The sequence below is a fragment of the Veillonella atypica KON genome (genome assembly GCF_002959915.1).
In the GTDB taxonomy this organism is placed as follows: domain Bacteria; phylum Bacillota; class Negativicutes; order Veillonellales; family Veillonellaceae; genus Veillonella; species Veillonella atypica.
Genome location: NZ_PPDE01000008.1, coordinates 338,663 through 359,556, shown reverse-complemented (window position 1 = coordinate 359,556; position 20,894 = coordinate 338,663). Strand labels below are relative to the sequence as shown.

21 protein-coding genes are annotated in these 20,894 nt (G+C 33.8%); 12 read left to right on the top strand and 9 right to left on the bottom strand.

What is annotated here, in order from left to right:
- Positions 1-70: 70 nt before the first annotated feature.
- The 6 genes from mtnP to VAHSUH02_RS05645 all read left to right on the top strand — a co-directional run bounded on the left by mtnP (position 71) and on the right by VAHSUH02_RS05645 (position 7,307).
- On the top strand, positions 71-865 hold the full coding sequence (gene mtnP, locus VAHSUH02_RS05670; RefSeq protein ID WP_005383365.1) for an S-methyl-5'-thioadenosine phosphorylase: 795 nt from the start codon (positions 71-73) through the stop codon (positions 863-865).
- Positions 866-908: 43 nt separating this feature from the next.
- Entirely contained in the window at positions 909-1,967 is a 1,059-nt protein-coding gene (gene mtnA / locus VAHSUH02_RS05665) for an S-methyl-5-thioribose-1-phosphate isomerase (protein ID WP_038148778.1), read from the top strand.
- Between the two features lie 91 nt (positions 1,968-2,058).
- Complete coding sequence (locus VAHSUH02_RS05660) at positions 2,059-3,303, top strand: adenosylhomocysteinase (protein WP_005379934.1); 1,245 nt, start codon at positions 2,059-2,061, stop codon at positions 3,301-3,303.
- Positions 3,304-3,375: 72 nt separating this feature from the next.
- Positions 3,376-4,659, top strand: a complete 1,284-nt coding sequence (locus VAHSUH02_RS05655; protein WP_005383362.1) for an amidohydrolase — start codon at positions 3,376-3,378, stop codon at positions 4,657-4,659.
- 20 nt (positions 4,660-4,679) lie between these two features.
- Positions 4,680-5,915 carry a DNA cytosine methyltransferase gene (locus VAHSUH02_RS05650; RefSeq protein ID WP_005383361.1) on the top strand — a complete coding sequence of 412 codons (1,236 nt, stop codon included), beginning with the start codon at positions 4,680-4,682 and terminating at the stop codon, positions 5,913-5,915.
- Positions 5,916-5,930: 15 nt separating this feature from the next.
- Positions 5,931-7,307 (top strand): phospholipase D-like domain-containing protein, encoded by a 1,377-nt coding sequence (locus VAHSUH02_RS05645; protein ID WP_005383360.1) that lies wholly within the window; start codon positions 5,931-5,933, stop codon positions 7,305-7,307.
- Positions 7,308-7,371: 64 nt separating this feature from the next.
- On the opposite strand, the gene VAHSUH02_RS05640 is transcribed toward VAHSUH02_RS05645, so the two are convergent.
- Positions 7,372-7,776: a hypothetical protein gene (locus VAHSUH02_RS05640; protein ID WP_005377498.1), complete on the bottom strand. Its 405-nt coding sequence runs from the start codon at positions 7,774-7,776 to the stop codon at positions 7,372-7,374.
- A 580-nt stretch (positions 7,777-8,356) separates the two neighbouring features.
- Complete coding sequence (locus VAHSUH02_RS05635; RefSeq protein ID WP_005383359.1) at positions 8,357-9,106, bottom strand: class I SAM-dependent methyltransferase; 750 nt, start codon at positions 9,104-9,106, stop codon at positions 8,357-8,359.
- A gap of 147 nt (positions 9,107-9,253) precedes the next feature.
- Between VAHSUH02_RS05635 and VAHSUH02_RS05630 the strand changes: the two genes are divergently transcribed.
- The 3 genes from VAHSUH02_RS05630 (at position 9,254) to VAHSUH02_RS05620 (ending at position 12,001) form a co-directional block, all read left to right on the top strand.
- Complete coding sequence (locus VAHSUH02_RS05630) at positions 9,254-10,192, top strand: DUF1848 domain-containing protein (RefSeq protein ID WP_005383358.1); 939 nt, start codon at positions 9,254-9,256, stop codon at positions 10,190-10,192.
- Between the two features lie 139 nt (positions 10,193-10,331).
- A complete protein-coding gene (locus tag VAHSUH02_RS05625; RefSeq protein ID WP_005383357.1) occupies positions 10,332-11,246 on the top strand; it encodes a haloacid dehalogenase-like hydrolase in 915 nt (304 codons plus the stop codon).
- A gap of 11 nt (positions 11,247-11,257) precedes the next feature.
- Positions 11,258-12,001 (top strand): DUF4241 domain-containing protein, encoded by a 744-nt coding sequence (locus VAHSUH02_RS05620; RefSeq protein ID WP_005383356.1) that lies wholly within the window; start codon positions 11,258-11,260, stop codon positions 11,999-12,001.
- Positions 12,002-12,091: 90 nt separating this feature from the next.
- On the opposite strand, the gene VAHSUH02_RS09690 is transcribed toward VAHSUH02_RS05620, so the two are convergent.
- Positions 12,092-12,241, bottom strand: coding sequence for a hypothetical protein (locus tag VAHSUH02_RS09690; protein ID WP_005377529.1), 150 nt, complete (start codon positions 12,239-12,241; stop codon positions 12,092-12,094).
- 152 nt (positions 12,242-12,393) lie between these two features.
- Here VAHSUH02_RS09690 and VAHSUH02_RS05615 point away from each other — a divergent pair, with 152 nt between their 5' ends.
- A complete protein-coding gene (locus VAHSUH02_RS05615) occupies positions 12,394-13,698 on the top strand; it encodes a WG repeat-containing protein (protein ID WP_005383354.1) in 1,305 nt (434 codons plus the stop codon).
- Positions 13,699-13,845: 147 nt separating this feature from the next.
- Here VAHSUH02_RS05615 and VAHSUH02_RS05610 read toward each other — a convergent pair whose 3' ends face one another.
- Together VAHSUH02_RS05610 and VAHSUH02_RS05605 are read right to left on the bottom strand one after the other, a co-directional pair.
- A complete protein-coding gene (locus VAHSUH02_RS05610) occupies positions 13,846-14,460 on the bottom strand; it encodes a phosphatase PAP2 family protein (protein ID WP_005377496.1) in 615 nt (204 codons plus the stop codon).
- Positions 14,461-14,617: 157 nt separating this feature from the next.
- A complete protein-coding gene (locus VAHSUH02_RS05605) occupies positions 14,618-15,976 on the bottom strand; it encodes a VanW family protein (protein WP_071605762.1) in 1,359 nt (452 codons plus the stop codon).
- Between the two features lie 112 nt (positions 15,977-16,088).
- Here VAHSUH02_RS05605 and VAHSUH02_RS05600 point away from each other — a divergent pair, with 112 nt between their 5' ends.
- Positions 16,089-17,099, top strand: a complete 1,011-nt coding sequence (locus VAHSUH02_RS05600; RefSeq protein WP_005379837.1) for a site-specific integrase — start codon at positions 16,089-16,091, stop codon at positions 17,097-17,099.
- Between the two features lie 75 nt (positions 17,100-17,174).
- On the opposite strand, the gene yneA is transcribed toward VAHSUH02_RS05600, so the two are convergent.
- A complete protein-coding gene (gene yneA, locus VAHSUH02_RS05595; protein WP_038123435.1) occupies positions 17,175-17,477 on the bottom strand; it encodes a cell division suppressor protein YneA in 303 nt (100 codons plus the stop codon).
- Positions 17,478-17,690: 213 nt separating this feature from the next.
- On the opposite strand from yneA, the gene lexA reads away from it, so the two are divergent.
- Positions 17,691-18,368, top strand: a complete 678-nt coding sequence (gene lexA / locus VAHSUH02_RS05590) for a transcriptional repressor LexA (RefSeq protein ID WP_005377476.1) — start codon at positions 17,691-17,693, stop codon at positions 18,366-18,368.
- Positions 18,369-18,402: 34 nt separating this feature from the next.
- Here lexA and VAHSUH02_RS05585 read toward each other — a convergent pair whose 3' ends face one another.
- The 3 genes from VAHSUH02_RS05585 to panD form a co-directional block, all read right to left on the bottom strand.
- Positions 18,403-19,338, bottom strand: a complete 936-nt coding sequence (locus VAHSUH02_RS05585) for a bile acid:sodium symporter family protein (protein ID WP_005378974.1) — start codon at positions 19,336-19,338, stop codon at positions 18,403-18,405.
- Positions 19,339-19,350: 12 nt separating this feature from the next.
- Complete coding sequence (panC, locus tag VAHSUH02_RS05580) at positions 19,351-20,193, bottom strand: pantoate--beta-alanine ligase (protein ID WP_005383350.1); 843 nt, start codon at positions 20,191-20,193, stop codon at positions 19,351-19,353.
- A gap of 77 nt (positions 20,194-20,270) precedes the next feature.
- Positions 20,271-20,663 (bottom strand): aspartate 1-decarboxylase, encoded by a 393-nt coding sequence (panD, locus tag VAHSUH02_RS05575; RefSeq protein ID WP_005378768.1) that lies wholly within the window; start codon positions 20,661-20,663, stop codon positions 20,271-20,273.
- Positions 20,664-20,894: the final 231 nt, after the last annotated feature.

Here is a 20,894-nt window from a genome sequence, read left to right as displayed (position 1 = left end):
TTTTTCTATAGATTGTTTTATCATTATGTGCGAAAATATAAAAATAGAGTATTTTTAATAGGAGGCAACTATGAGTGCAATCGGTGTAATTGGCGGAACAGGTGTTTATGATCCGTCTATATTTGAAAATATTCATGAAGAATCCTTGATGACTCCTTATGGAGAGATTGATTATGTTCAAGGAACATATAAAGGTAAAACTGTGATTTTTGTAGCTCGTCATGGTAAAGACCATACGATTCCTCCACATAAAATTAATTATCGTGCCAATATTTGGGGCCTAAAAAAGCTAGGCGTTAAATTTATTATTTCTACGACTGCTGTAGGTTCTTTGAATAAGAATTTTGAACCTGGTCACTTTGTTTTAACAGATCAATTTCTTGATTTTACAAAAAATCGCGTCACTACATTCTATGAAGGTGGCGAGCGTCCGGTAGCACATTTAGATGTGACAAATCCATATTGTCCTGAGCTTCGTCAAATCATTGAATCTGTAGGTAAAGAACAAAAATTGTCTATTCATAATGGCGGTACCTATGTATGTACAGAAGGTCCACGTTTTGAAACACCTGCTGAGATTAAGATGTTTCACATGCTTGGTGGCGATACAGTAGGTATGACAAATGTACCAGAGGTTAATCTAGCAAACGAAGCGGAAATGGCGTACACAACAATTTCTATGATTACGAACTATGCAGCTGGTATTTCTGAAAATGCTCTTACTCACAGTGAAGTAGTTGAAATGATGGGCGAAATGGCATCTCAATTGAAAGCTCTTATTTTAGGTACAATTGAGGTGATTGATATGAACGCAGATTATGCAGCTCATCATCGCATGGCTGAGTATGGTGGTTTTAAATTATAAGAGTTCGTATCCATTTTGATATGACAATGTGGAGGGAGTTCTCATGAACAATATTGAATGGCGTGATGGTACGCTCATTTTATTAGATCAAACAAAATTACCAACTCATGTGGAATATTTACAGTGTACCGATTGGCGACAAGTGGCGGAGGCTATAAAGATGCTTCGTGTCCGTGGAGCTCCTGCTATTGGTGTCGCTGCAGGGTATGGCCTTATTTTAGCGGCTGTGGAGGCGAATCGTTTAGCTGTTCCCTTTTCTGAACAGCTATCAACCTTTTATGAGTGGAGTGAAGAATTAAAGGAAACTCGACCGACGGCGATTAATTTAGCTTGGGCTGTTAATCGTATTATAGCGATTGTGAAAGCCGGTCCGTTTGCGTCTATGCATGAAATTATAGACCGCATCACGCATGAAGCCATTGTTATCCATGAAGAGGATGTACAACTTAACACACGCATGGCTATTAATGGGGCTACTTTATTTAAAGGAAAACAAAATTTACGAATCCTAACGCATTGTAATGCTGGTGCTTTAGCGACAGGTGGCCTTGGCACTGCACTTGGTGTGATTCGTAAACTACATGAACAGGGACAATTGGAAATGGTGTACGCCGATGAAACACGTCCGTTGTTGCAAGGTGCCCGTTTAACGGCTTTTGAACTCCATGAAGATGGTATTCCTGTTACATTAGAGACAGACAATATGGCGGCCTATGCAATGCAACAAGGTTTAATTGATGCCATTATAGTCGGTGCCGATCGCATCACAACGGAAGGTGATGTAGCTAATAAAATTGGTACTTATGGATTAGCAGTGCTTGCAAAATTCCATAATATTCCATTTTATGTAGCTGCTCCATATAGTACATTTGATTTTACACTCAAAGATGGTAAGGATATCCCCATTGAAATGCGCGCTGATGATGAAGTGTTGACATTCCAAGGTGTGCCATCTGCGCCTACGGGTATTCATGTATTAAACCCTGCTTTTGATGTAACACCTCATGAACTAGTAACAGCTATTATTACTGAAGAAGGTGTTTTAACACCAAACTATCAAGAGTCTATTGCTCGCTTACAATCCGTTGTTGTCAATAAGTAGATGTCATTACGGATGTATATAAAACTTATCATGTTAACGTAAGTTCTTTTCATAACCTGTATATTATTAATTGAAGAATGAAGGGGTACATATGCAATCATTAATTAAAGATATCAATCTCGCTGCTGAAGGCCGTAAAAAAATCGATTGGGTTTCTAATTTTATGCCTACTCTAAATACATTAGGCGATCGTTTTGAAAAAGAACAAACTTTCAAAGGCCAAACAATTGTTGTTTCCGTTCACTTGGAAGCTAAAACTGCATACCTTGCAACTGTGTTAAAGCGCGGTGGTGCTGATGTCATCGTTACAGGTTCAAACCCTCTTTCTACACAAGATGATGTAGCTGCAGGACTTGTTGACATGGGTCTTACTGTATATGCTTGGTACGACTGTACTGATGAAGAATATTTTATGTTCCTCAACAAAGCGTTGGATCATAAACCTCATATTATCATCGATGACGGTGGTGATCTTGTTAATCTATTACATACAACACGTACTGATGCTAAAGAACGTTTGTTAGGTGGCAGTGAAGAAACTACAACAGGTGTTCATCGTTTGTATGCATTGGAACATGCTAAACAATTAACATTCCCTATGATTGCTGTTAATGATTCTAACTGTAAATACTTATTTGATAATCGCTATGGTACAGGCCAATCTGTATGGGATGGTATCATGCGCACTACCAACCTTACAGTAGCAGGCAAAAACGTTGTAGTTGCTGGTTATGGCTGGTGTGGTAAAGGCGTTGCAATGCGTGCTAAAGGTTTGGGCGCTCACGTATTCGTTACAGAAGTTGATCCTATTAAAGCTATTGAAGCAGTATTTGATGGTTTTACTGTATTGCCTATGATAGAAGCTGCTAAAATCGGTGATATCTTCTGTACGGTAACAGGTTGTAAAGATGTTATCGTAAAAGAACATTATGAAGTTATGAAGGATAAAGCTGTTCTTTGTAACGCTGGTCATTTTGATTGCGAAGTTAATGTTCATGATTTAGAACAAGTTGCAGTTAGCCATGAACGTGTTCGTCAAAATATTGAAGGCTATACAATGGCTGATGGCCGTAAACTCTATGTATTGGCTGAAGGTCGTCTTGTAAACTTAGCAGCAGGCGATGGTCATCCTGCTGAAATTATGGACTTGTCCTTTGCTATGCAAGCATTGGCTGCTGAACATGTATTAAACAATGGTAAAAACATGGAGCCAAAAGTGTATGTATTGCCTCGTGAACTTGATGAAGAAGTAGCAAAAATTAAATTACACTCCATGGGTTACGATTTAGATGCGTTAACACAAGACCAAATCGATTACTTAACAAAGGTAAACTAATATAATCTTTAACTTGAACATCTAATTAACAGAGTCTATATAGACTCTGTTGTACCTATACAAGGAGGCATTATGTCAGATTTATTAATTACCAATGTAGATGTTCTTACCGACAATGGAACATTAAAAAATCATGCTATTGCAATCGAAAATGGTTATATTACTGCTATCTTAACAGGAGAAGAAGCAAAATCTGCACAATCAAAGGAAACACTAGACGGTAAAGGTCAATTGGCCGCTCCAGGTCTCGTCAATACACATACACATATAACGATGGGATTATTCCGTAACTATGCTGATGATTTAGAACTTATGGATTGGCTTGAAACAGCGATTTGGCCAACGGAAGCCAAATTGAATGACGATCTGGTTAAATGGGGTACACAACTAGGTATTGCAGAGATGCTACGTTCTGGTACGACTACATTTAGCGATATGTATTTCTTTATGAATACAACAGCTGATGTTGTGAAAGAAACCGGTATTCGAGCTGTATTGTCCCGTGGTCTTGCCGGTGTTTCTCCTACAGCTGATCAAGCGCTTGTGGAAAATGCAGATTTGTTCCGCACTTATCATGGTTATGATAATGACCGCATCAAGGTCCTATTAGGACCACATGCGCCATATACTTGTCCAGATGCGTATATGGAAAAGGTTATTGCTTTATCTCATGAACTAAATTGTGGCATTCATATGCACTTATCCGAGACAAAAGGGGAAGTGGAAAATGTTATAAAAGCGACTGGTAAGACACCAATCGCTCATATGCATGATTTAGGTTTGTTCTGGAATACTACATTGGCAGCTCACTGCGTACATGTAACAGAAGAAGATATGGCTATTATGGCTGAAAATAATGTAGCTGTAGCTCATAATCCACAATCTAACTTGAAATTGGCTAGCGGTATTGCGCCTATTCCTGAAATGATAGAAAAAGGCATTACTGTAGGTCTTGGTACAGATGGTTCTGCATCTAACAATAATGCTGATATGCTTGAAGAGGTACGACTAGCAGCAACATTACATAAAGCTCGTCTCTATGATCCTAAAGCTATTCCGGCACAAGCGGCTTGGAATATTGGGACTGTAGAAGGGGCCAAAGCTCTTGGTTACAAAGACCTCGGTAAAATTGCAGTAGGTCAACGTGCCGATATCGTATTATATGATGTATCTGGTATGCATTGGATGCCTCGATATAATGATGTAGCAGCACTTGTATACTCAGCTAATAGCTCTGATGCAAATACAGTGATTGTAGCCGGTAAGGTTCTTATGAAAAATAAAGAACTATTGACTATCGATGAAGAAAAATTGCGTAGCGAAATCGGTAAAGCTCAAATATTCTTTAAAAATTAAATAATACAATAGGAGGATACATGTCTAGATCTGTAAGTTCCAAATATACTATTGCAGCATTTTTTAGTGGTGTAGGCGGAATTGAGTTAGGTTTCGAGCAAACTAACAAGTTCAGAGTGGTGTATGCCAATGAGTTTGATAAAAATGCTAATATAACATATAAGCTAAATTTTCCAGATATTCAATTGGATAATAGAGATATTCATATAGTAAGTTCTTCTGATATTAAAACGGAAAAAATAGATGTTATTGTTGGTGGGTTTCCTTGTCAAGCATTTAGTATAGCTGGTTATCGTAAAGGTTTTGAAGATGACCGTGGTGATTTATTTTTTGAACTTTTAAGAATTATTAAAGAAAAAAAGCCTAAAGCTGTATTTATAGAAAATGTTAAAAATATGGTTTCTCATAATCATGGGAAAACATTTAAAGTAATAAAAGAGGCACTAACACTAAATGGATATTATATAAAATGGAAGGTTCTTAATGGGAAAGATTATGGGAATATTCCACAAAATCGAGAAAGAATATATATTGTTGGATTTCTAGAGAAATCTGCTTATGATGCGTTCATATTTCCAGATGAAATTCCTTTAACTACATCATTATCCGATATAATTGATTTTAATGGTAAAATGGATGAATATTACTATTACACAGAAGATAAAAATAAATTTTATGATGAGTTAAAATCAGCAATAAAAAGCTCCGAAACTATATATCAATGGCGACGCCAGTATGTTCGAGAAAATAAGACTGGTGTTGTACCTACTTTGACGGCTAATATGGGGACTGGTGGACATAATGTACCCCTAATTCTAACTAAAGATAAAAGAATTAGAAAGTTGACACCTAAAGAAACTTTTAATGCTCAAGGCTATCCTTTAGATTATAAGCTTCCTGATAATATTGCAAAGGGGCAATTGTATAAGCAAGCAGGAAATAGTGTTGTAGTTCCACTTGTTAAGAGAATAGCTTTAAATATATCTATTGCTCTAGATAATAGTAATAATGAGAGCAATGCAATTAATCTAAATTTACCATATGTTTTAACATATACTAATATGAATGGACGTTATGATGGTGAATCATATGTTTATGCAACATCAAAAGATAGAAATGAATTAGAAAAAATTGTTGAGGTAAATAATCAAAAAAATGATTCTACGCCTATAGAAGTTTTTACTAATGAAGAATATCTGCAATTTGTATTAAAAAATAAAAATGGGACTTTTTACTCTATAATAGAAAATGATTAAAGAGGAGATGTATCTATGTCTGTTTGGGAGAAATATACAAAAGAACAGCAAGATGAATATAAAAAGTTTTTACAAGTATATGGCTCGTTATCTAATTTGTTTAGACAAAAGCATGGTGAGCCTATTCCTTATTTAGATTCTAAATTTCAAGAAACTATATATGCTAGAGTATTTAGTTCTGAAAACGTAGATATTGGTAATACACCTCATGATATTCTTTCAGTATTTGGATCTGAAAGAATTGGAATTGGCCTTAAGACTTGGATGAATAGTACTCCTTCGTATCAAAAAGTAATGCAGTTGAAACGTTACAAGGATGATATTATGTTACATGAACATAATCCATATGAAATGGTTTATGTTATATCATCGATAAAAAATAAAAGAATGAAAAGTGATTATAACCGTTTAGGTTTAGATGAGAATTCTAATATTTATCACTATATTACACGGGATGCTGGAGCATTAGTAATACAGGAATGTACATATCCATTAATTGAATTAAATAAAATTACAAATATAAATAGAACGGATAGTTCTATTACATGGACTGATGGAATTAAGAACTATAAATTTACATTTGGAGACTCCCAAATTTGGCAATATTTTGGTGATAGTAGGGATTCTACAATTTTAGATAAAATCACAGTAGAAATAATGGAGGACCCATTTACATTTTTAGTTAAAGCTTATGAAAGTTTAGGCCCTTCGTCATCTGAAATGGGTCGCAAGATTCTTTCTAAGGCATTTATGAGTTCTGGTAATGATACTATAGCCTTTCCTCTAGATAAAGATGCAAGTGATAATATAGTAGAATGTTTTTTACCATTATATTCTTTTAGGAGTAAAGAAGTCGAACAAAAGTCAGGATTAAATGCATGGAATGCAGCACCTAAAAATCCTCTTAATCCTACTCCACGACCATTGAATGAAGTATATATTCCTATTCCTCGTGAATTTCATAATAAATATCCAGATTTTTTTGTAAAAAATATATTTGAATTTGAAAAAATGCAAAGTGAATATAATGGTGTAAAGAAATTTAAACCTGAAATTAGATTTACTTTAGTATTGCCTAATGGTCGTGAAATTCCAGCACTTGTTACACAGGATCAACATAAAGGATTACAATCTGGTAGTTTAGATGAAATAGATCCTAACACCGGTAAATTATTTGGTCAATCTGCATTGGGGCAATGGCTATTAGTGGATGTGTTGGGATTAGATGAAAGAATCCCAGTTACTCGTGAATGGTTAGCTAAAAAAGGAATTGACTCTGTACGACTATGGCATAAAAAAGATGATTATAGAAGAATTTATATTGATGTAGCACCATATAATTCATTTGAAAATTTTATGAATGATATAAATGTCGATTATATTGACGAATAAAAAATAAAGGTCCTATTATATTAATTTAATAGGACCTTTACAGTTAAAATAGAATAAATTATATTTATTGTTGACGTATTAATGTTATTAATATGTCTGTCTCGGATAACCATTCAACTCTAACTCTATCACCTATATTAGCGTTTGTATGTGCATACCATTCACCTATTCTTGAGAGATTATTTTCAATAGAGAATTGTTTTGCATAGATGCTTGTTCGATCTGTTCCGCCTTGTGCTTTTAATGATTCATTTTGAATGAATTGATCACTTGAAGATACATTAAATAAATTATGTCCATAACCTGAATTATGATTATTATATATATTTAATTGTCTAGCAATATGAGCCGGAATTGGAATATATCCTTCTCCAGGTCTTAAATCACGTGTATTAGTATGACGATATGTTCCCCAATTTAAATGAGCTTCTTTTAATTCTACTTCATAAGAGTCGCCAGCTGTTGCCATAAATCCTCCATTATAATTATTGAATATAAAGAATGTATATATAATTAATTCTACTTATATTATGAATGCTGTCAAGAAAAATTTTGATATTATTTTTCATAAGCGTCTTATTGAAAGTGATACTACAATAATTTTTTATAAATTTTGTATAATCATGATATTCCTTGTGTATGTAGAGAATAGTAGTATGACTAGAAATAATTTACGGCTCAATACTTAAGGATTATTTTTATCATGGGCTTATCTTATGCAGAGGAAGGAGTATTACTTATATTTTTTATCACTAGGTCTTTATATGCAATATGAAAGAAGTCTATTTAAAATATGATGTGGCTCTTATGGATATAGTAGTATTATAAACTTATTAGGATAATGGATGAATCTAATCATTTTCTGATTAAATTCAAATTTTGTGCGTTTAATACTTTTCGCATTATAATTCAAATACCGATACTTACCGACACTATCCAACCTTTTGATTAATCCTGTAAAGTTGTTGATTGGTTTATACTTTGTAAGTATAAATAGTAAAAACCCACTCTATGAACTATATCATGAGTGGGTTTTGTGTTGTCTAGCGTTATTTAATAGCTTTCACCAAAAACATAGGCACTGGGATATAAAATTCATCCTCTTCTGCATAGATGCGAGGTCCTACAGTTGAATCAATAGATACAGAACTAGCCCCCATCTTAGTGAGCAATTCTATGTCCCATTGTGGACGTGTAAAGGAAGAAATATCGAGCATATGATAAATGGTATGACAACGTTCCTTTAGTTCATTACTCACATGTTCATGTGCATGATGTACAGATTGTGGTAAATTATGATGATTGCGTGCATGTTCCGCATCATAGTTTAGAATTAATCCGCCAGGACGGATGACACGCAACCATTCAGCATAGGCTTTATCTGGATGTGGTAAATTCCATGTTACATTACGAGCTACAACGATATCAAATGTATTCGTATCAAAACTTAAATTTTCAGCATCCATAACAGAGAAGATAGCATTAGAATCTAAGGATTGGGCTAATTGCTTTGCCTCTTCAATCATATTAGGTGTGATGTCAATACCATGTACTGTATGATCCAATTCAGAGAGAATAATACTGAAAAAACCTGCACCACAACCAATATCTAAAATACGTAAAGACCGGTCAGAATCAAAAATATGACTCATTAACTCATCACGCCAAAGCTTAAGTTTAGGGCTTTCTAATTCTTTAGCTCGTAAAGCGCCAAAATCACGAGCTCGGTCACTCCAATAAGAGGTAATAAACTTTTTATCATCCTTCATAGGATGATTTTTTTCAAATATATCATTCATTTTTTAGTTCTCCTCATTTTTAATACACTTAATAGTACCATAAAATGAGAATGTACCATACTATAAATATCACACTTACTCCATAAATTATTAATATTGAGTATGATATAATACATCTATATTTTTGTTTTATGAAAGGACAGGATAATGATTTTACAGACGGGACAGCGTACGGATATTCCTGCCTTTTATGGGCAATGGTTAATTAATCGTGTCCGCCAAGGATTTGTAGATGTACGTAATCCCTATAATCCGATACAGATAACACGATATCCTATCAATCATGAGGTTGTAGATGGTATTGCGTTTTGTACAAAGAATCCGTTGCCTTTTATTCCGCTCTTACATGAAATAAATGATTATAGACAGTATTGGCATATGACTATAACTCCATATGGAGCAGATATAGAGACTAATGTACCACAAGTGGATTTAGTAATAGACGGATTTAAACACATATCAACAAAACGTAATCCTCAGTCCATGGTGTGGCGTTATGATCCTATTATTTTAACCAACAACTATACAGTTGATTTTCATTTTGAAAGCTTTTATAAAATGGCTAAGTCTTTAGAAGGATATACAGATACCGTAGTTGTCAGTTTCATAGATATATTTGATAAGGTAGCTCATAATTTTCCTGAAGGTTATAGACCGAGTTTAGATATTCAAAAGAAGATCATAAAAGAATTAGTATCTATAGCGCATTCTCATCATATGATACTTAAAACCTGTGGAGAAGGGGAGGTTTTCAAAGAATTAGGTGTTAATACGGAGGGCTGTCTTACACTAGACTGTTATGAACGTGCTTGGAACGTAAAATTAAAAGCACCGAAACGTACACCAGCTAGACCAGAGTGTCATTGTTATTTACATGGTGATATAGGTGCCTATGATACTTGTAGCCATTTTTGTCGCTATTGTTATGCTAATAGTAATCAGGCTGCAGTTAATCAAAATCGCTTATTACATGATCCGAACTCTAGCTTGCTTATAGGTACACTTTCAAAAACAGCAATTATTAAAGAGAGTGCGGAAAAAAGCTGGATTGTAGATACAAATTACACACAAGATTCTTTATTTTAAGGAGAATTATAACCTGCTTTTACGCCTATAGCGTTGACGTATCGTGTAAAATATAGACAAAAGGGGTTGGGTCACCTCAAGAATATAAGAGAGTGTAAAGACTATTTTTGTTTATTGTTTTATTACAAGGAGGTGGAGTATGATCACCTATAAGAATGAAAGTAAAGATTCATTACAATCACTAGAATCATCTATGCCAGTGCTTGCTATGTGTTATGATTTTGATAAGACCTTAACACCTGATGATATGCAGGCACAAGGCTTTATCCAATCTGTTGGCTATGATGAAGAGCAAATCAAACAGTTCTGGCAAGAATCTAATCAACTGGCTAAGAAAAATGATATGGACAATAACTTGGCTTATATGTACAAGATGATTCAAGAAGCAGTGGGCCGTTTTTATGTAACTCGAGAAAAGCTTATGGAATATGGGAATCAAGTGGAACTATATGAAGGTGTTCGCACTTGGTTTGAACGTATTCGTGAATATGGTTTAGAACACGGTGTACGCATTGAACATTACATCATATCTTCTGGCTTAAAAGAGATGATTGAAGGCACTGAAATGGCAAAAAATGGGGCTTTCACCAAAATCTATGCCAGTGCATTCATGTTCGACGACAAAGGAGTAGCCGTCTGGCCTGCACAAGCCATCAATTATACGAATAAAACCCAGTTCTTATTCCGCATACAAAAAGGTGTATTAGATATAAATGATCCCGGTGTAAACGATTATATCCGTCCTGAAGAACAACGTGTACCGTTCCGCAACATGATTTATATAGGTGATAGTGATACAGATATCCCTTGCATGAGCCTTGTCAATGTCAATGGAGGGCATTCAATCGGTGTATATGATCCAGATAGCAAGAATAAGGATAAGGTTTATAAAATGATGCAACATCATCGCATTCGTTATTACGCATCGGCTGATTATACAGATGGTTCTGATTTAGACACTGTGGTTAAACAAATCATTCAGAAAACAGCGGCTTATGAAGCATTAGAACAACAATATGTACGTAATAAGCATGAAGCAGAATCACATAGATAGGAGTTTCAATAATGAATACACAGGATATATCAAAAGAATGGATAGACACATTTAATCATCTCGGCGGTGAGGGAAAGTTAAAAGCGCCTGTTGATTATCATGCCATATTCGAAGCTGATGAACTATTTGGTAAAAAACTATATACATTGCCGATGGGATATATAACTTTACCAACAGGTCGTATTTTTGCGTGTGATCCATTAACACATTTAGCTGCTGTTGATAATAAGACATATATACGTACCGTAGATCCAGGAACATATCCAATAGAAACTAAAGTAGCTGAACTAGATACAGATTATTATCGTTATGTATTAACAAGAGTTTTATTTAAGAATACAAAACCTGTACAATATGAGTTAGCCCTTAAAGGTCATGAGGATTTAAGCGAGTTAGAAGATGATGAAAGTTATATTGGTTTTCCTGTAGATGCAGGATTGGCCACCATTGTTGATGAAGCAACTGTAACTGCGTATAGAGAATTTGATCGTCATTGGTATGAACAACATCCTAATGGCAATATTTATGATGATTACTTTGACGAGCTATTTAAATTAAATGCTATCGCTTATCCTAAATTTCAACGACCTGGTGGCGATTGGATTAACTTTAAAATTCCAAACACCGATTTGTATGTACCAATGATACAATCTGGCTTTGGTGATGGTTTATATCCTGTATATTGGGCTTTTGACGAAGCCGGTGATATATGCCAAATCATTATTGAATTCATTAGCTGTAGCTCTAATGAGTAGTAATAAAAATAGTATATAGATCTATGGATAGAAAAATAAGGCGCTTAGCAATGCTAGGCGCCTTTAATGTATTAATTTTTTATTTGATTATTAGATGCCAAAAATCCAGTTAATAACTACACGTAAACAACTGAGACCTACAACGATTTCAGCGAGAAAACGTAAGGAATGTTCCATTCCATTACCAAGGTTTTTTAAACTGCCAATTTTAGCTTTACTTACGATGTCACACCAGCACATATAGTAATCCTCCCTTGAGAGTTAATATGAGAAATATACATAGTTTATATGACTATTTTACAACTATATTCGATAAATTTCAATATAGAAAATAAAAATTATGATAAAATAATAATAATTATTATTGTGTTATATGAAAGAGGGTATATTTTATGAGGAGAATTTTTATTGCTTTAGCAATACTTCTTGCACTAGGCAATACGGCTGAAGCTAAAAACTATATTACGTTAGAATCGCCATCAGGAAATACAATTGTTGATGAAACAGGTAAGTGGATTTTAGGTCCTTATAAAGATTTACATGTAAATTATATTATTGACTTTGGAGAGAGGTATGTGTACGCTTCATTTTATGATAATAGTCAAAAACGCTATATAAATTTAAATACGATGGTTTATTTACCGGCAGGATATGATTACGAGTTTTCTTATGAGTATGCAAAGGCTTTGACAAAGGGTGGATTTAAGTTAGTAAAGTCTGATGGTACATATGCTATAAATGATGTTGTTAGTGCTTATAATTATTGTTCGGATAATTTAATATACGGTAAAAAGGGTGAGTTTTGGTATCTTTATAATATAAGTACAGGTTCATTAGTTATAGATAATCCTATTACAAGTACATGGGAAAATGTAAATAAATATTATAATGGATCTGGAGCGGTTGTACTATTAAAAATAGAGACAGCAGACGGATATGTCAAATATGTAACTAATGATGGTATAGAAATAGATGAGGATACTGCGATTCATAATATAAATAAATATAATTATGAACTCATGGATGGTGCTGGTACTGGAGATGGAGAAGGAAATGGTTATAATGGAATTAGATATAGTCGACAACCGTCTACTCAATTCATACCATTTTCCATTGTTGATAAAAAAGGGAAAACTTTATATGGTATTAGATTATCGAATGATAATGTATTAATTGCTCCTAAATACAATTATATAGAACCTTTAGGAGATGATTTTAAGTATTTTATTGCAGCGGATAAACATAATAAATATGGTATTATAAATGTTGTAGACCAAGTAGTCATACCATTTAAATATGATTCCTGTAAAAGATTAAGTGATCGTAGCTTTGTGTTAAAAACAGCTGAAAAATCTTATATTTTTAATGCAGAAAGTGGAATATTAGTTGATAAGGCTTATGATACGATTGACACATCAAAACCAATTTATATGATTGATAAATTTACTGTAGCCACATTAGAAAATAAAAAATATATAATTGATTCTAATGATGGTCATATAATATTAACATTGCCAGAAACAATTGATGATATCACGGCTTATTATGATAATTTATATGTAGTTAAATCTGGTAATACATATGGTCTTATGAATATGTATGGTAAAATTTTAGTTAGTCCTGAGTTTAATAAAGTTACTATTGATGAGCCTAAATTTAATAACTATATGAAATACTTATCGGAACATGATGATTAATTTATTGTAAAAAAATAAACTAGCTTATAGAAATATAGGCTAGTTTTTCTTTTTTTGTAATTACTTCCGATAACGATAATTTATCGGAAGTAATTTAAGGCATAAAAATTGGGCCTAAGCTAGGCCCAATCAATATTTTCAAGGTTATTAGTTTTTACGTTTAAATGTATATGGTTCGTATTCTACTTCGTTTTTACGACCAGTCCACCAAGACCATAAGGCTTTTGCGATTTTCCATGCAATGCAACCTACGATAATACCTAATACTAATCCAGTTAATACATCTGTTGGATAATGTACAAATAAGTATACTCGTGCAAATGCTACTACACAGGCACCAATCAATGCTATAACGCCCCAGAATCTCTTTGTTGGACATATATTACTTAATCCTAAGTATAATGCTGTTGCAGCCGCAAATGATCCAAAACTATGTCCTGATGGAAATGAATATGTCGTTGCTGCTGGTGGCGGTGCTACCAATGGTACTTCAGGGAAATCTACAAATGGTCTTAAACGCGCTACATGAGGTTTTAACCCTTGGTCGCCTATGATGAATACTAAGACTAAGGAAATGAACATTCCAAGGCCAATAACGCGATATTTCTTTTGAATCATTAATATAATAGAAATTAAGATCCATAAAGCACCTGCACTAGTTATTTTTGATAACCAGTACATGATTGGTGTTAAATAAGAACTAATAAAATGTTGTTGTATATAAAATATGACTGTATGGTCAAATTGTAAAATTGTATCCATAGTGAACCTCAACTTATGATTTTAATTGATAATTATTGAGAATAAAATGTGTAATTTTAGCGTTTTCAGGTATAAACACCTTACTACAAGTTAAAATAATAGCCTAATCTATGCATTCGGTCAATAGATTAGGCCATATTTAATAGAATGTTAATATTTATCTTTTGGTTTTACTCTTTGGTGAGTCTTTTTTTGCAGGTTCTGGTGCTGCAGGTTTCTTAGTAATAATCGTATCTACTGGATCATATGTAGACTCAAATACATCTGTTGTAGTGACCCAATTACCATATGTTATTGTACGATATGTATTAATTCTAAATCCAATATGACCTTCTTCCGTACTATCCTCTTTGGCAGAAGGATCTATTTTGGTAATCGTTTGATTTGGAATATCCGTACGGTCGCCAACACTGATGGAAACAGACTTCGGTACATCTTCTGGTACACCTATGATATATATTGTTAGTTGTCCGTTATTCATAACACTTAATACATAGATATTATGAGCATATGGGTTTTTAAATTGAAAGTCCAAATATCCGTATGCAACGGTTGCATCACGTCCTGCAGGAATATAGCTAACAGGTTCAAAATGAGGTGTCCGCTCAATGATGTTCATACCAGATAGTAATGCAGTGTTAAATAATGTAGAGCTAACTTGGCAAATACCGCCACCAATACCCGGTACTAATTTTCCATCAATAATAACCGGTGCATCGTCATAGCCAGCTTCCGCCGTACGTTCACCGACAACATCATTAAAGGAAAAGACCTCGCCAGGTTTGATTAGTGTACCGCTAATTTTGGTTGATGCTAGCTCAATATTATGAGTTCTATTGGTGTTAGACGCATCAAAATTTGTAGTATAACTACCTAGAACAGCTGTTAATGGTTTTACATCATCGTTTGTAACACGAACTGTATCTTTAGATGTAAATTCTATAGAAGTATTGTTAAAATCATTTTCTTCTAGTTGAGCTTTTAATTGTTTAATTGTCTCATCAATATCAACGCGTTTTCCTTCTTTTGAAGGTGTCATCTTGACTTGACCGTTTTCAACCGTTAATAACGCATCATGACCTGATACATCGATTTGTTTTGCTAATTCTGTAAAATATGCTTTTGCTGTTACTTCATCAAGTTTATATACAGGATTGATATGTACTTTATAGATAAAAGCAGTAATCCTATGCATGATGAGCGTTTTTAAATCATCTTCATAACCGTAGGTAAAAATATTAGATTCAGTGCTATCTGTATCAAGCGTAATTCCTAAATCTTTTACTTTTACTTGTCGCGTACCTTGATTTGGTATTGTTATCGTAATTGTTTTATTATTACTAGCCTCTGTATGAATTAAGGAGCTAACAGCATCTCTAGAATATCCTGAGATATCTTGATCCTCATAATATAGACCATATGTAATTGTGCCATCCATAGGAATTAAGCTGCAACCACTAGTAAATAGACAAGAACCGATTAATACACTACATAATAATTGTTTTAAGTTCATCATTATATCTTTCAAATAAAATTCGAGAAATTTGGTTCAAAATCATCTAATTATAGCATAATTCCATGTTTCTATGTGATACAATAATAGCATAGTGTTAGTAAAAGGAATATATATGTCACAGTCTAAAGAAGAGAAAAAACATTTCTATTTGCGTCATAATGATGCGTTAATGAATAGTACAAAATTATCGATGAAAGCAAAACAAAGCATTTTACTTTCAAAGGCTGAAAATACAGTAAATGCCTATGAGTCAGATTGGGATGACTTCGTTGATTGGTGTAATTACCAAAAGGTATCCTATTTTCCAGCAACACCAGAAACAATTGTCAATTATATTAATGACTTAGCAGATTATGCAAAGGCTAATACGATTGCTCGTCGCATTAGTGCCATATCAGAAAACTACAATGCTTCTGGTTCTAGAGAAAATCCATGTATGTCTCCTCTTGTAAAACAAGCTTTGCGAGGGATACGTCGTCTAAAAGGAACCTTTCAACAAGGAAAGACACCTATCTTGCTAGAGGATATTGAAGATATTTTAGAGTGTATCGATGGTAGTGATATTCCAAAGATACAGAAATTACGAGATAAAGCAATTTTACTCATTGGATTTATGGGTGCTTTTAGACGCAGTGAAATTGCAGCCTTAACTGTAGAGAACTTAAAGTTTTCTCCACAAGGCCTTGAGATATTTGTTTCTTCATCTAAAGCTGACCAAGAAGGTCAAGGTGCCATTGTAGCGATTCCAAGTCTACAAGGTTCTCCATTGGATGCCGTACGAGCTTTAAAAAAATGGTTAACTGCCAGTGGCATTACATCTGGACCTGTATTTCGGGGCTTTACTAAATCAATGTCATTACGAAAAACGGCAATTTCTGATAAGTCCATTGCAGAAATCGTAAAAAAATATATATCACTTATCGGACTCGATCCTGCCATGTATGGTGCTCATAGTTTAAGGCATGGCTTTGCTACGACTGCAGCCGCTTATGGCGTCGAGGAACGTAATATCATGCGTCAAACACGTCATCATAGCGTAAATATGGTACGCCGTTATATTAATGAGGCAAATAAATTCGTCGATAATCCTATCTCAACAATTTTTGAAAAACGATTAAAATAATATTATATAATGAAAATGGCTAGTATAGATGGTTTTCTCATTGAAGAACATCTATACTAGCCATTTCATATATATTTAATTTTGAGCCATATAGTCCATAGCTCTTGTTGGACTATCAGTTTTATATACAGGCACCTTTATTTTGGTCCCTGGTGTTAAATTACCAGAATCTGAAATATTATTTAATTCCTTTACTGTATGTACTACCTCACGAACATCCACATTAGATGCAGTTGAACGTGATGCAATATCCCATAAGGTATCTCCAGATTTTACAGTAATCTCTTGAACACTATGTGATTCCATAGCAGGAGTTGTTTGTTGATAACCGATAACCATTGCAAAACAGATAGCAAGCATAATCATAATGTGTCTCATAATACATTACCTCTTTTTTTATATCGAACATAAAATTTAGAACGTTTGTTTGTTTACAATAAGATAATAGCACACAAACGGATGTTCGGTCAAGTATTTTAAGAACAAATGTTTGCAAAAGTATAAAAATATCTATATAATAGGGATATAAAGAAAATAATTATAGTATACACTTTTACATATCCCATTTTTAGTACATATATGGAGGTTCCTGTGAGACGCCCAGCTACTGATATTAATACAAAACAACGTCGTATATTAGAGTTTATTCGAGATTCTTTACATAATGAATATCGTTGCCCTACTGTTCGTGAAATTTGTGCTTATGTAGGTCTTAGTTCTACGTCCACTGTTCAATCACATTTAAATACATTAGAAAAATTTGGGTATATTAAACGCGATCCTAATAAAAACCGTGCTATTACGATTTTAGATGAAGGAAAACCGAAGGTTTCTGTATCTAAAGAGAACAATGAAACTACTAGCTCTGATAATTTTGAATTCCTTGGTGCAGGATTAAAACAAGTTCCTCTTATCGGTACAGTACAAGCAGGCACACCAATTACAGCTGTTGAAAATTTAGAGGCTACATTGACCTTACCTGTTCAGCTTACAGGTGATTCTGATTGCTTTATGCTTCGTGTTCAAGGGGAATCGATGATGAATATTGGTATGTATGAAGGCGATATGTTAATTGTACGTCATCAAAATACAGCCAATAATGGCGATATTGTGGTAGCTCGTATTGATGATGAAGCGACTGTAAAACGTTTCTATAAGGAAAATGGTCATATTCGTTTACAGCCTGAAAATGATAATTTTGATCCTATTATTGTTGATGATTGTCATATTGAAGGACTTGTCATTGGATTAGTACGTGATAGAATATAACAAAAAGACGGCAACATATGTTGCCGTCTTTTTGTTATATTGAGATTTTATTTCTACGTATACTAGCGAAAATTGCACCAGATATATTATGCCATACACTAAAAATAGCTCCTACTAGAGTTGCGAGAGGGTTTAAAGCAAAATTAGTTGCTGCTAGCGTTACGGCTAACCCACTATTTTGCATACCTACTTCTATTGCTAATGCAGTAGTTTTATCGTATTTTAATTTAAGAGTTTTTCCTACAATTAACCCTAATAGTAATCCTAATACATTATGTATACCAACAATAATAAGAGTTAATAAGCCAGAAACCAATAGTTTATCCCTATTAACTGCAATAATAGCTGCTATTAATAATATAATAGCAATCATTGAAAATATAGGACTTATACTGGTAAGTGTATTAATGTGTGATTTACAAACATATTGAATGACACCACCTAATAAGATTGGTATAATAATGACTTTCACCATTGTAATCATCATTGGTAGCAATGCAACATCTACCCAAGCACCACCAATATATAAGATTAATAATGGTGTTACAATGGGTGCTATTAATGTCGATGTAATTGTCATTCCTACTGATAGTGGTACATCACCTTTAGCGATGTAGGTTATAACGTTACTAGCCGTGCCACCAGGACAGCAACCAACTAATATAACGCCTATTGCAATATCTGGTGGTAAGGTAAATATATGGCAAATTCCCCATGCTAATAAAGGCATGATTGTGTATTGTGCAAGCACTCCAATACAAATATCTTTTGGATGCCTAAAAATATTACATAGGTTTTCAAACTTAATTGTAAGGCCCATACCGAACATAGCGATACCAAGTAAAAATGGTGTATAAGCAACAGCCCATGTAAAATATGAAGGAACTATATAGGCCATACATGAAAAACCGATGATTAGAACCATTAAGTATTTAGAAATTAACTGAGTCAGTGTTTGTAAATAGTTCATAGTTTCTCCCTTCTAATTTGCATCGAAGGAAAAGTTATCGATAAGTCGCGTAGATCCAATATATACAGCCATAGCGACTAATACTGGAGATGTAATCTCATGAACTGGTTGCATTGTATTAGCATCAACAACTGAAACATAATCTATCTTGGCTAAGGGCTCAGTATTAATAATTTCTGTCATAGTATTAATGATACTATCAGCAGAAGCACCATGTTTAATGGTTTGTTTTCCCATTTGAATAGCTTTATATAATATGGTAGCCGCTTTTCGTTCTTCCTTAGATAAATATGTATTTCGAGAAGATTTTGCTAGACCATCCGATTCACGAACGATTGGCACTCCAATTATATTGACCGGAAAATTTAGATCATAAACCATTTTACGAATAATGGCTAGTTGTTGTGCATCTTTTTCACCAAAGTAGGCATTGGTAGGTTGAATAATATTAAATAGCTTCGTTACAACCGTACAAACACCTTTGAAATGAATAGGTCTACTAATACCACACAATGTATCAGATAACTCAACAATATTTACAAATGCTTTTCTATCATGATACATTTCATCTGACGTTGGAGAAAATATAATATCCGCCTTATGGGCTTCACAAAGGGATTTATCTCTATTAATATCACGTGGATAAGAATTTAGGTCTTCGTTTTCACCAAACTGAGTTGGATTAACAAATATAGATACAATGACCTTATCATTATCCTTTCTAGCTTGATCTATCAATGCGGCATGACCATCATGTAAATATCCCATTGTTGGTACAAAACCAATAGAATAGCCTTTATCTTTCCAATGGTTTACTATGCTGCGTATATTTTCGATTGTAGTTATAATTTCCATAATAATGCCTCCGGTACTTATAAATTGTAAATACGAAGATAGTCCTATACAGTCTACTGTAATTCGATCAAAAACGGTTAGTCTTGATCAACTAATAAACCATGTTTTTCATAGTTTTTTATATGACTTATCTTATTATTTTCATCTACAAATACAACAAGAGGCTTATGGCTCTCTACTTCTTTTTCATTTAGTTGAGCATAACACATGATAATTACTTTATCATGTACTTGCACATGTCTTGCTGCAGCGCCATTTAAGCATATAACACCACTGCCTGCTTCGCCAGCAATCGTATATGTGCTAAAACGTGCTCCATTATTAATGTTTACAATTTGAACTTGTTCATATTCTCGAATTCCAGATGCATTCAAAAGGTCCGTATCAATTGTAATGCTCCCGACATAATCAAGTTCTGCTTGTGTCACAGTAGCTCTGTGAATTTTACCTTTTAACATTGTTAGTTCCATGTTAAACTCCTTGTGTTTTAATGTAATCGCCTTATGGTCGATTCGAAATATCACAATCATTTTGTTTATCATGAATTAACAGTAGACTAGAGTATAGTTAAAAATACTATCTCCATGTGAGATTATATCATAATACAATCTTTATAAGAAAAAAATATATTTATAGGCATATAAAATAATGTTTATAATGTATTTCTTATAAAATAAAACCAGTAGTTACAAATCGTAGCT

What these genes read in the sequence shown, in the direction of transcription:
- VAHSUH02_RS05640 (WP_005377498.1), bottom strand. Translation starts at nt 7,776, where the DNA reads ATGGCAACAGCTGGCGACTCTTATGAAGTAGAATTAAAAGAAGCTCAT.
- VAHSUH02_RS05585 (WP_005378974.1), bottom strand. Translation starts at nt 19,338, where the DNA reads ATGAACTATTTACAAACACTGACTCAGTTAATTTCTAAATACTTAATG.
- VAHSUH02_RS05615 (WP_005383354.1), top strand. Translation starts at nt 12,394, where the DNA reads ATGAGGAGAATTTTTATTGCTTTAGCAATACTTCTTGCACTAGGCAAT.
- VAHSUH02_RS05605 (WP_071605762.1), bottom strand. Translation starts at nt 15,976, where the DNA reads ATGATGAACTTAAAACAATTATTATGTAGTGTATTAATCGGTTCTTGT.
- VAHSUH02_RS05600 (WP_005379837.1), top strand. Translation starts at nt 16,089, where the DNA reads ATGTCACAGTCTAAAGAAGAGAAAAAACATTTCTATTTGCGTCATAAT.
- VAHSUH02_RS05650 (WP_005383361.1), top strand. Translation starts at nt 4,680, where the DNA reads ATGTCTAGATCTGTAAGTTCCAAATATACTATTGCAGCATTTTTTAGT.
- mtnP (WP_005383365.1), top strand. Translation starts at nt 71, where the DNA reads ATGAGTGCAATCGGTGTAATTGGCGGAACAGGTGTTTATGATCCGTCT.
- VAHSUH02_RS05630 (WP_005383358.1), top strand. Translation starts at nt 9,254, where the DNA reads ATGATTTTACAGACGGGACAGCGTACGGATATTCCTGCCTTTTATGGG.
- yneA (WP_038123435.1), bottom strand. Translation starts at nt 17,477, where the DNA reads ATGAGACACATTATGATTATGCTTGCTATCTGTTTTGCAATGGTTATC.
- VAHSUH02_RS05645 (WP_005383360.1), top strand. Translation starts at nt 5,931, where the DNA reads ATGTCTGTTTGGGAGAAATATACAAAAGAACAGCAAGATGAATATAAA.
- VAHSUH02_RS05620 (WP_005383356.1), top strand. Translation starts at nt 11,258, where the DNA reads ATGAATACACAGGATATATCAAAAGAATGGATAGACACATTTAATCAT.
- VAHSUH02_RS05625 (WP_005383357.1), top strand. Translation starts at nt 10,332, where the DNA reads ATGATCACCTATAAGAATGAAAGTAAAGATTCATTACAATCACTAGAA.
- VAHSUH02_RS05610 (WP_005377496.1), bottom strand. Translation starts at nt 14,460, where the DNA reads ATGGATACAATTTTACAATTTGACCATACAGTCATATTTTATATACAA.
- VAHSUH02_RS05660 (WP_005379934.1), top strand. Translation starts at nt 2,059, where the DNA reads ATGCAATCATTAATTAAAGATATCAATCTCGCTGCTGAAGGCCGTAAA.
- VAHSUH02_RS05635 (WP_005383359.1), bottom strand. Translation starts at nt 9,106, where the DNA reads ATGAATGATATATTTGAAAAAAATCATCCTATGAAGGATGATAAAAAG.
- panD (WP_005378768.1), bottom strand. Translation starts at nt 20,663, where the DNA reads ATGGAACTAACAATGTTAAAAGGTAAAATTCACAGAGCTACTGTGACA.
- VAHSUH02_RS05655 (WP_005383362.1), top strand. Translation starts at nt 3,376, where the DNA reads ATGTCAGATTTATTAATTACCAATGTAGATGTTCTTACCGACAATGGA.
- panC (WP_005383350.1), bottom strand. Translation starts at nt 20,193, where the DNA reads ATGGAAATTATAACTACAATCGAAAATATACGCAGCATAGTAAACCAT.
- VAHSUH02_RS09690 (WP_005377529.1), bottom strand. Translation starts at nt 12,241, where the DNA reads ATGTGCTGGTGTGACATCGTAAGTAAAGCTAAAATTGGCAGTTTAAAA.
- mtnA (WP_038148778.1), top strand. Translation starts at nt 909, where the DNA reads ATGAACAATATTGAATGGCGTGATGGTACGCTCATTTTATTAGATCAA.